The 14,975-nt window shown below is 64.4% G+C and carries 12 protein-coding genes; 2 read left to right on the top strand and 10 right to left on the bottom strand.

What is annotated here, in order from left to right; translation table 11 throughout:
• Positions 1-62 precede the first annotated feature (62 nt).
• The 8 genes from MF4836_RS27440 to MF4836_RS27405 form a co-directional block, all read right to left on the bottom strand.
• The gene (locus tag MF4836_RS27440; RefSeq protein ID WP_078472970.1) at positions 63-1,082 is read right to left on the bottom strand and encodes a LacI family DNA-binding transcriptional regulator; all 1,020 of its coding nucleotides are present in this window, start codon (positions 1,080-1,082) and stop codon (positions 63-65) included.
• 139 nt (positions 1,083-1,221) lie between these two features.
• Positions 1,222-1,836 carry a LysE family translocator gene (locus tag MF4836_RS27435; protein WP_078472968.1) on the bottom strand — a complete coding sequence of 205 codons (615 nt, stop codon included), beginning with the start codon at positions 1,834-1,836 and terminating at the stop codon, positions 1,222-1,224.
• Between the two features lie 51 nt (positions 1,837-1,887).
• Positions 1,888-2,727, bottom strand: coding sequence for an AraC family transcriptional regulator (locus MF4836_RS27430; protein ID WP_078472967.1), 840 nt, complete (start codon positions 2,725-2,727; stop codon positions 1,888-1,890).
• 75 nt (positions 2,728-2,802) lie between these two features.
• The gene (locus MF4836_RS27425; protein ID WP_078472965.1) at positions 2,803-3,444 is read right to left on the bottom strand and encodes a DUF1345 domain-containing protein; all 642 of its coding nucleotides are present in this window, start codon (positions 3,442-3,444) and stop codon (positions 2,803-2,805) included.
• Positions 3,445-3,622: 178 nt separating this feature from the next.
• A complete protein-coding gene (locus MF4836_RS27420; protein ID WP_078473101.1) occupies positions 3,623-4,888 on the bottom strand; it encodes an efflux RND transporter periplasmic adaptor subunit in 1,266 nt (421 codons plus the stop codon).
• Between the two features lie 13 nt (positions 4,889-4,901).
• Positions 4,902-6,398, bottom strand: a complete 1,497-nt coding sequence (locus tag MF4836_RS27415; RefSeq protein ID WP_078472964.1) for a TolC family protein — start codon at positions 6,396-6,398, stop codon at positions 4,902-4,904.
• The gene (locus tag MF4836_RS27410; protein WP_078472963.1) at positions 6,391-7,590 is read right to left on the bottom strand and encodes an ABC transporter permease; all 1,200 of its coding nucleotides are present in this window, start codon (positions 7,588-7,590) and stop codon (positions 6,391-6,393) included. The genes MF4836_RS27415 and MF4836_RS27410 overlap by 8 nt, the downstream gene beginning before the upstream one ends.
• Positions 7,587-8,291, bottom strand: coding sequence for an ABC transporter ATP-binding protein (locus MF4836_RS27405; RefSeq protein ID WP_078472961.1), 705 nt, complete (start codon positions 8,289-8,291; stop codon positions 7,587-7,589). The genes MF4836_RS27410 and MF4836_RS27405 overlap by 4 nt, the downstream gene beginning before the upstream one ends.
• Positions 8,292-8,671: 380 nt before the next feature.
• Between MF4836_RS27405 and MF4836_RS27400 the strand changes: the two genes are divergently transcribed.
• Positions 8,672-9,412 (top strand): TetR/AcrR family transcriptional regulator, encoded by a 741-nt coding sequence (locus tag MF4836_RS27400; RefSeq protein WP_078472960.1) that lies wholly within the window; start codon positions 8,672-8,674, stop codon positions 9,410-9,412.
• A 108-nt stretch (positions 9,413-9,520) separates the two neighbouring features.
• On the top strand, positions 9,521-10,468 hold the full coding sequence (locus MF4836_RS27395) for an alpha/beta fold hydrolase (protein WP_078472958.1): 948 nt from the start codon (positions 9,521-9,523) through the stop codon (positions 10,466-10,468).
• Here MF4836_RS27395 and MF4836_RS27390 read toward each other — a convergent pair.
• Positions 10,459-12,153, bottom strand: a complete 1,695-nt coding sequence (locus MF4836_RS27390; protein ID WP_078472956.1) for an ABC transporter ATP-binding protein/permease — start codon at positions 12,151-12,153, stop codon at positions 10,459-10,461. The genes MF4836_RS27395 and MF4836_RS27390 overlap by 10 nt on opposite strands.
• Positions 12,150-14,969: a M16 family metallopeptidase gene (locus MF4836_RS27385; RefSeq protein ID WP_078472954.1), complete on the bottom strand. Its 2,820-nt coding sequence runs from the start codon at positions 14,967-14,969 to the stop codon at positions 12,150-12,152. Before MF4836_RS27385 ends, MF4836_RS27390 begins: the two co-directional genes overlap by 4 nt.
• Positions 14,970-14,975 lie beyond the last annotated feature (6 nt).

Here is a 14,975-nt window from a genome sequence, read left to right as displayed (position 1 = left end):
AAAAATTTTTGCTGAAGCGCATCCAACGTCTGGCGGCAGCGACTACCGCGAAATACTGTGTTTCACCGACCCCGGGTCGATCCCCGCACAATCAACTGCGCCGCAAAATCCAGCACCCGCAGCGGCTGGGTGTCACCGCGCAGGCGCTTGAGCAGGCATTCGAACGCGCTCGCGCCTATGGCCTCGGTGGGTTGGGCGAGGGCGGTGATGCCATTGCCCACCAAGGGGTACCAATCCAGGTCATCGAGGGCGATCAGACCGATCTCGTCGAACAGGGGGCAATCCAGTTCGCGCAGGGCCGTGGTGGCCGCCAGCGCAGCGACGCCGTTGGCGCAGAACAGGGCTTTGGGCCCCGGGCCCGGGGCGGCGAGGAAGTGCTTCAGGTGTTGAGTCAGGGCGCTGCCGGTTTCCAGCACCTGGCCGTGCAGGCCCGGGCGCTGGGCGATTTCGTTGTGGAAGCTGGCGACCCGCTCGATCCGCGAGCTGGTGCCGTCATGGGGTTCGCTGACCAGCACGATGTCGCGGTAACCGCGCTCCTGCAGGTGGCTGAGGGCGGCGTTGACGGCCGCGGGGTTGTCCAGGCCCACCAGGTCGCTGTGCAATTGCTCGACCTTGCGGTCCACCAGGACCATGGGCATTTCCTGGTGCAGTTCGCGCAGTTGGTCCAGGTGGTGGCCGAGGGTGTTCACGATCAGGCCTTCGATGTTGTACGAACGCAGGTTGGCCAGATGCTGGCGTTCCTGTTCGTCATCGCGGTCGGTGTTGCACACCACCAGGCTGTAGCCGTGCTGGCGACAGGCGGTTTCCACGCCATGCATCACGGCAATCGAATAGGGGTTGCGGATATCGGCCACCAGCATGCCGATCAGGCGGGTGCGCCCGCGTTTCAGGCCGCGAGCCATCTGGTTCGGGCGGTAGCCCAGTTCCTCGATCGCCTGCTCGATGCGCAGGGCAATGGCATCGGAGAGCAGGGCGCGGTCGTCGCCGATAAAGCGCGAGACACTGGCCTTGGAGACTCCGGCGCGCTCGGCCACATCAAGCATGGTGACGCGGCTGCGCTGGGCGGCGGAAAAACTGTTCACGGGCAACGACCTTATTTTTTTGATTATTGGATTTCACCAAGCTTGAACTTGCACTGAAACCGGTTTCAGGAAACAGCAAAGCGTAATCGGCGTCAAGTCCGATCCACTGCGGCATCTGACCAACGGCGGGCGCCGTGACTCAAGCCCACAGACTCAGCCAGGCCGAAGCCAGCAACAGCAGGGCCATGCCCCGGTTGAAACGCTGCATGGCAATAGGCGAGCGCAGCACCTTGCTCGAACCGGCACCGAGCATGGCCCAGGCTCCCAGGCACGGCAGCGAGATCAGGAAAAACGCCAGGGACAGGTACAGCACATGGCTCTGGCGCTCGGCGCCTTCACCGGCGAATACGCTGACCACCGCCAGCGCCATCATCCAGGTCTTGGGGTTGACCAATTGCAGGCTGGCACCCCCCAGCAGTCCCAGGCGGCGCGGGTTGCCGCTATCAGTTGTGGGGACGAGGGCTGTGGCCGGTGCGCGGTAGATCTGCCAGGCCAGGTAGCTGAGCCAGAGGATGCCGATCCCTTGCATGGCGTGTTGCACCGCAGGCAGGCGAGTCAGGGACTGGCCGAAGCCGCTGCCCACCAGCAGCACGATAGTGGCCGCCGCGGTGCCGGCACCGAGGATGATCGGCAACGCCGCCTTGAAGCCGTAGCGGGCGCTGTTGCTCAGCACCAGGATATTGGTCGGCCCGGGGGTGATGGAGGCGACGAAGGCAAACAGTAAAAACGGCAGCAGGGTGGGGAAAGACGACATGGCAGGCTAGCTCCGGGGAAGATCGAGACGCCATCTTCGCCAAGCAGCGCCTCAGGCGTCTGGAAGCTTTGTGCAGCGCTTGCGGTACAGCGCCGGGGTCAGGCCGTAGGCGCGGACGAACCAGCGCCCCATATGGCTTTGATCGGCAAACCCCAGGGCCACGGCCACCTCGGCGGTGGGTTCGCCACGGGCCAAGAGGCGCCGTGCCCGAGCCAGGCGCAACTGCACCAGATAGGCGTGGGGCGGCAAGCCAAACGCCGCCTTGAACGCGCGGCTCAGGCGAAAACGGTCGACGCCGCAGGCCTGGCTCAGTTCATTGAGGCTGATGTCCAGCTGGCCGTGGGCATGCAGGTACTCCCGAGCACGGTGGGCCACCAGCGGCAGGCGCGGGTCATCGCGATAACGCTGGCGCCAGTGCAGGTGCCCGGTGAGTTGTTCGAGCAGTTGGTCGAGAGCGCTCTGGCGCACGATCCGCAGTTCCCCGCTGTGCAGACTGTGGAAGGCGTTGCAGGTGGCCTGGGCCAGGCGCGGGTCACTGGCCAGAGTGCTGGCGAAGCTCAGTTGACTGTCGGCCGGCGCCTCTTCGAACAGTGCGCCGAGTTCGCGGGTCAGCCATTGCGGGTCGAGGTACAGCATGCGGTAGGTAAAGCCGCCGGCGCTGGGGGCCTCGCCGTCGTGCAACTCGCCGGGTTCAAGCAGGAATACCTTGCCCGGGGTGCTCTGGTGCCGCGCACGGCGGCAGTTGAACTGCTGCACCCCTTGCTCGGTCACGCCCACCAGGTAGCTGTCGTGCCAGTGTGGGTCGTAGGCATGGCCGGTGAAGTGCGCACGCAGGGTTTCAATGCCGGTCTCGGCGTCCTGGGCCAGATCGATCCAGTTGTGCGCAGTCATGGGCGCTCCGCGAAAGGGTCAAGGTCGTCAGTTAGCGCCCGCCGCCCAGGGCGGGTCTAGAAGATTTGTGCGCGGTCAACTGAACAGCCCGGCGGCGATGTTGATCGAGAAGCCGAGGATCGCGGTGTTGAACAGAAAACCGATCAGCGACTGCGCCAGCACGATCTTGCGCAAGCCACGGGTGGCCACGCCGACGTCGGCGGTCTGCACCGCCACGCCGATGGTGAAAGAGAAGTACAGGAAGTCCCAGTAATTGGGGGTGGTCAGGTTTTCGGCAAAGCGCAGGGCCGGTTCCTTGCCATCCCAGGTGTAGTAGAGCCGCGCGTAGTGCACGCTGAAAATCATCCCGATCAACAGCCACGAGCCGACCACGGTCATGCCGGTAAAACCGTAGTGCAACAGGCGCCGGGTGCTTTCCAGGTCCTTGCTGCCGCTGAGCTCGAAGGTGATTGCCGCCAGGCTGGCCAGGGCGGCGATGCACACCATGAACAGCACCAGGCTGGCGTTTTCATCCTCGACTTCGGCGATGCGCTTCACATCGTCGGCCCTGGCCCGCACGGCGAGCCAGAACATCAGCACCAGGTAGCTCCAGACCCCGGCGTTCCAGCCGATGAGGATCTTGCTGATCACCGAGTCGGCCGGGGCCAGGATCCCGACCGCCAGCCCGATCAGGGCACCGGCAGTCAGGCGGGGATGGGTGCGGACGATATGCGGCATGGCGACTCGCTGAGGGTGGCTGGGGGCTGGCGAACTCTAGCATGAACACCCCACGGCGCCCTCAAGGGCAAACCACGCTGGCCATCCGTAACACCACGTATCAGCCTGATAATCCTTGGCGTTCTCGAGGGCCAGCGCAGTCTGCGGCAGCGGCTACAGGCCAGATCCGGGGTTTGGATCACTCGGGGAGGCGAATAAGGCCGGGTTGCAGGCCGAACACTTCCACGCCTTCGGCGGTGGATTTGCCGGCGGTGACCGGCAGGCGCTGCACCGGTTGGTCCGGCCCCTGGCGGTATTCCACGCTCATGCCGTCGGGGCCGCGCTGGATCGCCGCGGGCGGCAGGATGAACGCCTGGTCATTGCGGTAGGTGACGATCGTCAGGCGCGCACTCATGCCCAGGCGCACCCGTTGCAGCTGTTCGCGGGTCAGCTTGGGGATCGACAGGGTCACCGGAAACTGCGCGCTGCCTCCGGCGCTGTCGCCGGAGGTCGCAAGGCTGCTGACGATATCCACCGTGCCATTGAGGCGCTCACCGTCGAAACCGTCGCCGAGAATCTCCACGCTTTGCCCCGGGTGCAACTGGTTGATGTCCAGCTCCGAAACCTTGCTGACGATCTTCAACTGCTCGATGTTGGCCAGGCCGAACAACACTTGCCCCTGGTTGACCCGCGCACCGGCCTGAACCGGCCCCGAGGCCATGGCACTGGAGTTTTGCCCGCCCGTCGAGCCCGGCGCCGGCACCACGATTCCGGCAAAGGGCGCCCGCACATTGCGCCCTTCAAGCAGGGTGCGCAGGGCCTGGTATTTCACGGTGGCGTTGGTCAGTTCCATTTCGGCGATCTGCAGGTACTCGCCTTTGCCCTGGGCCAGGGTCTGCTCCAGCTCGCCCTTGGCCGCCTGCAGGTCGAGGCGCTGGACCTGCAACTGCTGGTTCAGGTCGTCCAGTTCATTGCGCGCGACGATGCCACGACTGAACAGGTTCTGGCTGTCACTGAGCTTGCGTTCCGAGTTGCTCAGGGCCATTTCCGAGGTCCTGACCGCGCGCCGGGCGCGGGTCACTTGCTGGCTGCTGTCCCAGTCCTGCAGTTCCTGCACCGCGCGGCGCGCCTTGAGTTGGGTCGACAAGGCATCGCGCAACTGGATTTCCAGGAGTGCCGGGTCCATCTGCAACAAGGTCTGCCCAGCCTCGACCCGCTGCCCCTGTTCCACCAGGCTGGCCTGGACGTTGCCGTCAAAAGGCGCGGTGAGGGTGATGGTCTGTTGCGGCTCGATCTTGCCCACCAGGCCGATCTGATGGCTCAAGGGTTTTGGTTGCACGGCAATCCACTGCGCGCGGGCCGGCTGTTCGGCAACGGGTGTCTGATAGCGCAGCACGGCAAACCCGGCCACGCCCAGTACCAGCAACAGCGCGCCAACCTGCAACGTGCGCTGGTGACGGCGGATAACACCCGTCTTATCAATAGTCGTTGAGCGCAATGTCCCAGCTCTCCAAAGTCATGCCCAGGGTCAGATCCAGCTGGGTCTGGGCGTTCAGGTAGGCAATCAGTGCATTCAGGCGGGCGTTTTCGGCGTTTCGCAGGTCGCCTTCGAAACTCAGCACCTGGAAGTTGCTGGAGCGTCCGGCGCTGAGTTTTTCCCGTTCGATGTCCAGTTTGCGCCGCGACAGATCCACTGCGCGCTGGGCGATCTCGTATTGCCGCCAGCGCGTGCCGAGGTCACGCACCACATCGTTGACGCTGCGCTCCAGGGCCTGGCGGGCATCGGCCAGCACCAGCTCCTGGTTTTCCACGTCGACCCGCGCATGGACCTCGGCCTGCCGGGTACTCAGATCGCCGATAGGAATCTGCACCTGGACCCCGGCATAGCTGTCCCAGCGGCGCCCGGGGCCGTTGCCGTTATCGTTGTCATAACGGTCGCTGATCTGGTTGGCCCCGGCGACCAGCGACACATCCCAGCGGCTCTGGTCCTTGGCGATCACCAGGTTGAGGTCGGCCTGCTGGCTGCCCAGCAGGGTGGACAAGTATTGCGGCTGCTGCACCTGGGCCAGGCGTAGGGCCTGGCCCTTGTCGATGCTGACTTTGCTGGCCTCCAGGGCCTCGCTGGCGCGAATCGGCGTGGACAGGTCCAGGGCCAGCAAGCGCAGCAGCGACAGGCGATTGATGTCCACCTGGTTCTGCGCCTCTTCCACCCCCAGTTCCTGGGTGGCAATGTCGGCCTCGGTTTGCACGATCTCGAATTCCGCCATGCGCCCGGCGCCAATCAACGCCTTGTTCACCTCCAGCAGGGCCGAGGCGCGCTTGAGGGCTTCCCGGGCAATGGCCAGTTGCTCCTGGGACCTGAGCAGTTCGCGGTAGGTGGTGATCACGTCGGAAATGGTCTGGGCCACGCTGGACTTGAGGTTGAGGCGATTGGCCTGCTCCGAGATCCGCGCCAGGCGCAGCGGGGCGGTGGTCACGTCCCAGCCGGCGCCGCGCAGCAGTGGCTGGATCACGGCCAGGTCCAGGCCATCGCTGCGATAGCGCCCGGCCCGGTCGGCGTTGTTCAGTTGCTGGGTCCAGGCCATGCTCAGGCGCGTGCCGTATTCACCCAGCAGGCTGGTGGTTGGCGCGACCGTGGCGTTGCGGCTGCGGTCGGCGGTGCCTTGGGCAGTGCGGTAGTTGCCATTGAGCAGCAGCTTGGGGTTGAAAGCGTCTTCAGCCACCCGCAGGTCGAACTTCTGTGCCACCCGCTGCAGGTAGGCGCTGCGAATCCCTCGGTTATTGCGCAACCCCAGGTACACCGCATCGCCCAGGGTCAGGTCGGTCATTTGCTGGCTCAGCAGCACACTGCGCGCCTGGGCGTTGCGCAATGAGGGCGCGGCGGCCTGGCTGGCCATGCTGGGCTCGGTGGCCGCGAGCAGGTGGGTGTTGAGCAGGTAGAGGACGCAAACCATCCATGGGCGCCAGTCACTCATCGCGCAGGGCCTCCACCGGTTGCAGGCGAGACGCCGAGACGGCCGGATACAGACCGAAAAACAGCCCCACCAGCAAGGTACTGCCGACACCCAGGGGTAGGGCCGCCGCCGCCAGGGTGAACTGCCAGCCGGACAGCACCGCATAAATGGAAGCCGCCGCGACGCCCAGCACCGCCCCGCACAGCGCGCCGACGGCGGTCAGGGTCACGGCTTCCAGCAGGAATAGATTGCGGATATCCCGGCGGCGCGCGCCCAAGGCCATGCGAATGCCGATTTCCCGCCGGCGCTCGGACACGTTCATCAGCATCACATTCATCACGCCAACCCCGCCGCCAATCAGGGAAATGCCGCCCAGGGCCAGCAGCAGGTAGCTGAAGGTGCGGCTCTGGCGGGTCATGCCGTCGATGATCTGTTGCGGCAGTTGCACGGCGATATCCCTGCCTCGCAGTTGCTGCTTCAAGGCCTGGGTCAGGTCTTCGGCGGCCTGGTTCATGTCCTGGCCCATGGCCGCTCGGGCGATCACATTGCTGATCTGCGGCGCGGGGTAGATGCGGCGCATGCCTTGCAGGGGGATGAAGATCGAATCATTGGCCTGGACCGGAACCATCAGCGACGCCGGTTGTTCCTGAAGGATGCCGATCACCAGGAACAGGTAGTCGTTGACCCTGAGCCGGTCGCCGAGGCGCAGCGGATCCCCGGGGGTACTCAAGGCCTGGGCGACCTTGTGCCCGACCACGGTGTAGGTCTCGCCCTGATCGAAGTCCGAAAGAAAGCGCCCCTCGCGCACATTGAAACGCATGGCCCCGGCCAGTTCTTCGGTACTGCCGACCAGACCGGCGCCGGTGGAGCGGCCGTGGAAGATCAGCGGGCCGCTGGCCAGGGTCACGGGGGCGATAAACATCATGTTTGGCGCGTCCCGGTGCAGTTGCTCGACATCCAGCATCGGCGGCAGCGGTACACGGCTATCGGCAGCGCCGGGGAACTGCACAGACAGGGTATCGGTGCCCATGTCCTTGAAAATCGCCGCGGCTTCCTCGGCCGCGTTGTTGCCGATATTGATCAGCGCCACCACCGAGGAACTGCCGATGACGATGCCCAGCAGCGCCAGGATCGAGCGCTTGCCCAGGGTGCGCAGGCTGACAAAAGCCTCATGCAGCAATTGGCTGGCGCTTTGCTCGACCCTCAGGCTCATGCCGGGCACGCCTCCTGCACCACACCGTTGTGCACGCGGATCTGCCGTTGCAGGCGGCGGGCGATGTGCGGGTCGTGGGTGACGATAATCAGCGTCACGTGACGCTCGCGGTTGAGCGACAACAACAACTCCATGATGTCCTGGGCGGTGTGGCTGTCGAGGTTGCCGGTGGGTTCGTCGGCGAGGATTACCGAGGGCTGGCCGACCAGTGCCCGGGCAATCGCCACCCGTTGCCGCTGGCCGCCGGAGAGGTCGGCGGGACGGTGTTCGGCGCGTTCTGCCAGGCCCACCTGGTCCAGTATGTGCATGGCCCGTTGCAGTGACTCGCGGCGCGCCACGCCGCGATAACTCAAGGGTAGGGCAACGTTGTCCAGGGCACTCAGGCGTGGCAGCAGGTTGAAGCTCTGGAACACAAAACCGATTTTTCGGTTGCGAATGGCCGCCAACTGGTCGGGGCTGGCGCGGAAAATGTCATGGCCGGCGAAGCGGTACTCGCCGCTGTCCGGCAGATCGAGCAGGCCGAGGATATTGAGCAGGGTGCTTTTGCCGGAACCGGAGGCGCCGAGGATGGCGCAGCTTTCGCCGACCTCGATGGTCAGCGAGACGTCCTTGAGAATCTGCAGGTGCTGGTCTGCCAGCCGATAGCTCTTGCCGATGCCTTGCAGGGAGATGAAGCCTTCGTGAGCAATTGTGTCTGTCATTGCTTACCGCGCTGGCAGGCTGGGCGTCGCTGGGCGAATTCCCCAGGGCCGAGAAGGGCAGAGAGGGCATTGCACACAGGATCAGCACTGGTTTTATTTATTATTTTTAAAAATTTGTTTGAATAGTAGCTGTGATCCCAAGGCGACGCTAGCCGTCAAGCTCGGGGAATGGGGCAAATTTCTCCCGTGCTTGCGTGACAATTTGAAACATTTTTTTCGCCCCGGTCGGTGCCAGACTGGCGAGTCGAAAAAAGCCCGGTTTAACCGGCGGCATCCGTCAAAGGCTTGCTTTAAAAGGGCCGCACGGGTATAAAAAATCAAATTTTTTTTTAAAACGCTGTTCGTACGGTCAGTTTTTTACCCCAGCAAAGGTCTCCGCCATGGTCGCAAAGAAACTCAGTGCTCCAAATGTCACCAAGACCCGACTGCTGGAAGCGACGGAAGCATTGTTTATCAAGTTCGGCTATGACGCCGTGCTGCTGCGCCAGATCACCGAGCGGGCCAAGGTCAACCTGGCGGCGGTGAATTACCACTTCGGCGACAAGGACTCACTGATGACCGCGCTGCTGATGCAGCGCCTGGGGCCGCTGAATGACCAGCGCCTGGAACTGCTCGCCAAGTGCGAAGAACAGAGCGACGGTCCGCTGGATTGCGAAACCCTGCTCGGCGTGCTGTTCGCCCCGGCCATGGGCCTGGAGCGCAGTGATGAATCCGGCATTGAAGGGCGTTCGTTCATTCGTTTTCTCGGCCGGGTCTACAGCGACACATCGCCCTTTATCCAGGAATACCTCAAGGAACATTACCAGCCGGTATTCGAGCGCTTCTTCAAGGCGTTCGCCCTGGCATTGCCCGACTTGCCTCGCAATGAACTGGGGGTGCGCTTGCAGTTCGCCCTCAAGGCGATTTCCGGGGTCATGGCCGGTACCGAACTGCGCCTGCTGATGCAGGCCATGAGTCTCGGGCGTCCGGCCACCGATGCCGAGGTCATGGCCAAGCTGATCAGCCTGGTTTCCGCCGCCATCCGCGCGCCGATGCAGGACCCGGAGTCCGAGCAGGCTTTGGAAAAAGTCCTCAATACTCAACGGCTGATCCGTCAGCAAGGCAGCCACGGCGCCAGCTGAGCTGTGCGTTAACGCCAGGGGCCCATCATTCGATCGCCGAATGATGATTCAGAGCCAAGGATGGTTCTGCTAGCGTGCAGAAACCTTACGGCCCATGGACACCCATCGATGATTCCCTACCAAGCGCATCGACTCTCAGTCAACGGCATCGACCTGTGCGTGCAGGTCGCCGGCCCGCAGGACGGGCGCCCGGTCTGGCTGCTGCATGGCTTTCCCGAGTGCTGGTATTCCTGGCGCGAGCAGGTGGGGCCGCTGGTGGCGGCGGGTTACCGGGTATTTGTGCCGCAGATGCGTGGCTATGGTGCCAGCAGCGCACCGCAGGCGGTGGAGGCCTATGACCTGCTGACCCTGTGCGCCGACATTCAGGCGGCCATGGACGCCTTCGGCCATCGCCAGGTGTGCATGGTCGGCCACGATTGGGGCGCGGTGGTGGCCTGGTACCTGGCGCTGCTCGAACCGCAGCGGATACAGGCGCTGGTGACCCTCTCGGTGCCCTTCGCCGGTCGGGCCAAGCGCCCGGCGATCGAGGTTATGCGTGAAGTTTTCGCCGATCGCTTCAATTACATCCTGTATTTCCAGGAGCCTGGCGTCGCCGAGGCCGAACTGGATGCCGACATCGACGCCAGCCTGCGCCTGTTCATGGGCGATGCCGGGGCCTTGCTGCAGCCCCGTCCCTCGGATGCGCGGCTGTTCGATGGGGTGCAGATTCCCGAGGTATTGCCTCCCTGGTGCTCGGAGCAGGACTTCCAGGTCTATCGCCAGACCTTCGCCGAACACGGTTTTCGCGGGGCCTTGAACTGGTACCGCAATTTCGAGCGCAACTGGCAGCGCAGCGAGTTCCTCAGTGGGGCCAAGGTCCAGCAACCGACCCTGTTTCTGATCGGCGACCGCGACCCGGTCGGGGTCCTGGAAGCGCACACCCTCAAGCGCATGCCTGACAGCGTGCCGCACCTGGAGCAGCACCTGCTGGCTGATTGCGGGCACTGGATCCAGAGCGAGCAGGCGCCCGAGGTGAATCGCCTGCTCCTGGACTTTTTGCAGCGCGCCTACGCCTGAAGCAATGGAGCCCGGCTTGGGCTTTCCTGGGGTGCCTCGTGCAACTCCAGGGTGCGCTGGAACAGGCCGGCTACGCTGGCCTGGTGGCTGATGGCGATGACCAGGGTCTGGGGCAACGCTCGGCGCAGCAGTTGCAGCAACTGACAGGCGCTGGCGTCGTCCAATTGATTGGTGGCCTCATCCAGGTACAGCGTGTCCGGTGCGTTCAACAACGCCCGAGCCAGACCCAGGCGCTGTTGTTCACCCCCGGACAGCTCACGACTCCACTCGGCTTCCTCGCCCAGGCGCGACTCCAGTTGTGCCAGCCCAACCTGACGCAGCACCTCGACCAGACGCTGGTCCTCAGGCCAATGGGTCGCCGGGTAAGCCAGCAACTGACGCAGGGGCAGGGTCGGCAGGTACGGCTGTTGCGGCAGCAGCAGGCTGCTGCCCTCGGGTAATTGCCAGGCACCGGTGTAGTAGGGCCACAGCCCTTGCAAGGTACGCAGCAGGGTGGACTTGCCCAGGCCGCTGCGACCGTCGATGCGTAACCACTCGCCCGGCCCGGCACTGACATTGAGCAGCTCGAGCAAGGGCTGGCCATCGGCGCGGCGCACTCGCAGTTGTTGCAGTTGCAGTGTCGCGGCGCGTTCGATCTGCGGCACCTGGCGCCGAGTGGCGTCGATGGCCTGCTGGAACTGCCCGAGGCGCTCCACCGTGGCACTCCAGATGGCCAACCGCACATAGGCGTCGATAAACCAGCTGAGGGACCCCTGCACTGCACTGAAGGCACTGCGGATCTGCATCAGCCCGCCCAGGGTGATGGTCTTGGCCAGGAACGCCGGCAAGGCGGCGAACACAGGAATGATCAGGCTGACGCGGTTGTAGCTGACGGTGAAGAAACCCAGCTTGCGCCCGCGATCCATCAGCTTCCACCAGTTCTGTGCAATGCCTTCGAAGCGCTCGGCCAATTGCCGCTGCTCGGCCGCTTCGCCGTGATACAGGGCGATCTGTTCGGCATGGTCGCGCTTGCGCAGCAGGCTGGCGCGAAAATCCGCTTCGCGCCGCTGGCGTTCGTAGTTCAACGGTTGCAGCGGTCGGCCGATCAGGTGGGTCAGAGCTGTCCCGAGCAGGGTGTAGATCACGGCAATCCATAGCAGGTAGCCGTGCACGGTCACCGGGCAGCCGAGGATCTCGACATTCAGCACACCGGAAAGGTTCCAGAGGATGGTGGCGAACGCCGCGACCTGGGCCAGGTTGATGATGAACGACACCAGCAGCTCGACACTGCGCTCCACCAGCATTTCCACGTCTTCGGCGATGCGCTGGTCGGGGTTGTCCGGCTCGCCGTTGAACCCCAGGCGGTAGTAGGCCTGGCCTTCGAACCAGGCGCTGATGGTGCTCTGGGTCATGGCCCGGCGCCAGCGCAGCACCAGGGCTTTGCGCAGCCAGTCCATGTACACCACGATCAGCACATAGGCCGCGATATACATCGCGTACTGCCCCATCAAGGCATACAGCGCCTCGGTCTTGAACTCGCCGAGGGTGTCGTAGAAGGTCTTGCTCCAGGCGTTGATCAAAACGTTGATCTTGACGATCAGCAGGCCCATGCCAATCACGCTGGCCAGCAGCAGCCATGACTGCCATTGCCGGCGGTCGCGCCAGTAGGGACTGGCCAGGGCGTAGAAGGTTCTGAGGGTTTTCATCGTGCGCCGTCCTCGATCGCCGGGGCTGGCAGCAACCGCAGTTGCACCAGGTTCTGCGGGTTGAACAGGCGTTTTGCCAGGGGCTTGAGCGCGGCGCTGTGGATGGCCTGGGGCAAGTCGTGTTGCTGACTCAGGTAGCGCGGGTCGCCCCATTGACGTTCGCTGAGCACCAGCCGATGCAGTTGGGTCTCAGGGTCGGTGCGGCGTAGCGCTTCCTGGGTCTGCAACTGCTTGCGCGCCTTGGCCACGCTGGCGACGTCGATGCTGTCGGGCAGGTTGGCCAGGGTGCGTCGGGCCAGGCCCCAGAGTTCTTCTACTCGGGCCGGGTCACTGCTGAAACTCAGTTGGCTCTCGATCCGCTGGTTCTGCGGGTTGAGTTCACTGTCGAAGTTCAGCCGATAGACCCCGGACGCCTCGCCGCGCAGTTGCTGTTTCAAGGCACTGCGCGCCAGTTCCCTGAGCACCGCGACCCGTGCGGCGTCCTCGGGGGTCCAGGTTTGTTCGCTGTAGCTGGCAGCCTGCAACAGCGCTCGCGGTTCAAGGCCGATATGGAGTTCGCGCTGGCGTTGCCCGGGAGCCTGCCGGACCCGCTGCGTGGACAACGCCGGGCCCCGGGGAATACTCGCCAACTGGTTTTCCACCAGGGGTTGCAGCCGTTGTGCGTCGACATCTGCCATCAGGTAATAGGTCACCGGCGCCCGGCGCAGGCGCTGCCAATCGGCCTCCAGCTGGGTCGTCTGCAATGTATGGAGTTGCTCCGGGGTGGGTGTTTGCCAGTGATCCTCGCGGTATTGCAGTTGGCGCAGGGTCTGGTCCTGCTGCTCTCGCACATTGTCTCGGGCGCGGGCCAGGCGGCCGAGCATGTCGGCCCGGGTCTTGTCGAAGTCCTGGCGGTCGATCTGCAACGGGCCCTGGCTCAGGCGATAAGCCTGCAATAAGCCTTCGAGGTTGGGCGCCGGCTCGGCAGGCGTGGCCGAGGGCAGGGTGCTGAGCTTGAGTTGCAGGCGCTGCGCTTGCTGGTCAAGGGATAGGCTTACCCGTTGCTCCTTGCGCCAGCGCTGCAACTGCGGCTCGCTCCAGCCCGGGGGCGCGCTCTGGCTCGCCAGTTGCGCGGCCATCTGGTTGCGCCAGCCGAGGCTGCCGAGGGCCATGAACCCGGCGCTGGATTCTGCCAGCAGTACCTGTTGCTCCTGCTTGCCGTTGCGTTTGAGCCATACCAGCCGATCGCCATTGCTCAACTGCCAGTGCTCGACCTGTTGCGCGGCGAACCCTTGGCGTTCGAGCACCCGGCCGGGCGCCAGGGCGACGGGCAGCGGTGGAGGCGTGGTGTCGACCAGGGGCGCGGCGCTGGCGGTGGCCGGTGCGTCCAGGCTGCTGTTGGCGATTTCCAGGCGCAACGCCTGCACCTGATCCACCGTTGGCAGGGTCAGCGGCGTGAGCCCCGGCGCGCTGAGTTGCAGCACCTGGTCCGGGCTGTCGGACCAACGTTTGAAACGCTGGTTGAACTCGGCCAGGGTGATGCCGTCGAGCTCGGCCAGGTGCAGGCGGGCGATTTCGGCCTTGGGCAGCAACGGACGGTTTTGCAGGGTCGCATCATTCAAGTCGTTGACCCACTGCTCGAAGGTCCGGGGGCTGGGTTGGTCGAGCATGCGCCGGGCGATGCCACGAATGGCCTGCTGTTCACGGCTCAGGTCCGACGGCTGAAAGCCATGGCGGCGCAAGCGTTCGATCTCGGTGAGCAACTGGCGCAGTGCCTGGGGATGGGCATCCCCTTCAACGCCGGCGGCCAGCCCCAGAACGCTCGAGTATTCGCCGATCTGGCTTTTCTGCACGGTCAGGCTGCGCACGCCGGGCACCCGGGGTTGCTGGCGCAACTGGGTGAGCAGCGCGGACAAGGTCAGGCGGTCGATCAGGCGTTCACGCAGGCCGGCCTGGGTGTTGGCGCGGCTGGTGGCTTCGTGCAGGCGAAACAACAGCGCCACCTGATTGCCGCCGCTCTGGCTGTCTTGCAACTGGACGATTTTCAACCGCGGGTCGAGTGGCAATTCGCGTTGATCGCGAGTGGCCAGGGCCTGGCTCGGGGCCTGTCCCAGCCATTGCTGGATAAGCCCGGGCAGAGCCTGCGGGTCGATATCGCCGACAATCGACAGCACCATGTTGCCCGGCACGTACCAGCGTTGTTGATAAGCCTTGAGCTGCTCGACGGTGGCCGCACGAATCGCTGCTTCATTGCCAATGGTGCGATGGGCCGGGTAACGCGAACCGATCCGCTGCGAAGCGGTGCGCTGCTGGTTCATGCGCTGGGCCACGCCGAGGCCACCGCGCCACTCTTCGACCACGATCGGCCGCTCGCGCTCCAGGTCGGCAGCACTGTAGTTGGCGGCGAACATCAGGATCGCCAGCGCCTGCAGGGCCTGTTCGGTCTGTTTCGCGCCGGCCGCCGGGCTCAGCAGGTATTGGGTGCGGTCGTAATTGGTCACTGCGTTGTAATGGAGGCCCTGGACCCAGCCCCATTGCTCCATCTGCTGGCGCACGGTGCGAGACTCAGGCCCCTGGCTGTAGAAATTCAAGTGTTCCACCAGGTGCGCCACGCCCACCTGGTCGTCGGTTTCATCCACTGAACCGGCCTTGACCGTTAACCGCACATCGATGCGGCCGACCTGGCTTGCCTCCCGCAGCAACCGGTATTCCAGGCCATTGGCCAGTTGGCCGCGCACCACCTGGGCGTCCCAGGGCAGGGCAGGGCTTGAGCCGGACAGGCTGGCACAGGCACTCAACAGCAACGGGCCCAGCAGGCTCGCAATTATTTTTCTCATCAGGTT

Origin of the sequence: Pseudomonas sp. MF4836, from assembly GCF_002018875.1 — a bacterium.
In the GTDB taxonomy this organism is placed as follows: domain Bacteria; phylum Pseudomonadota; class Gammaproteobacteria; order Pseudomonadales; family Pseudomonadaceae; genus Aquipseudomonas.
Note: the sequence above shows the minus strand (reverse complement) of the source record. Positions and strands in the feature narration are given on the sequence as shown.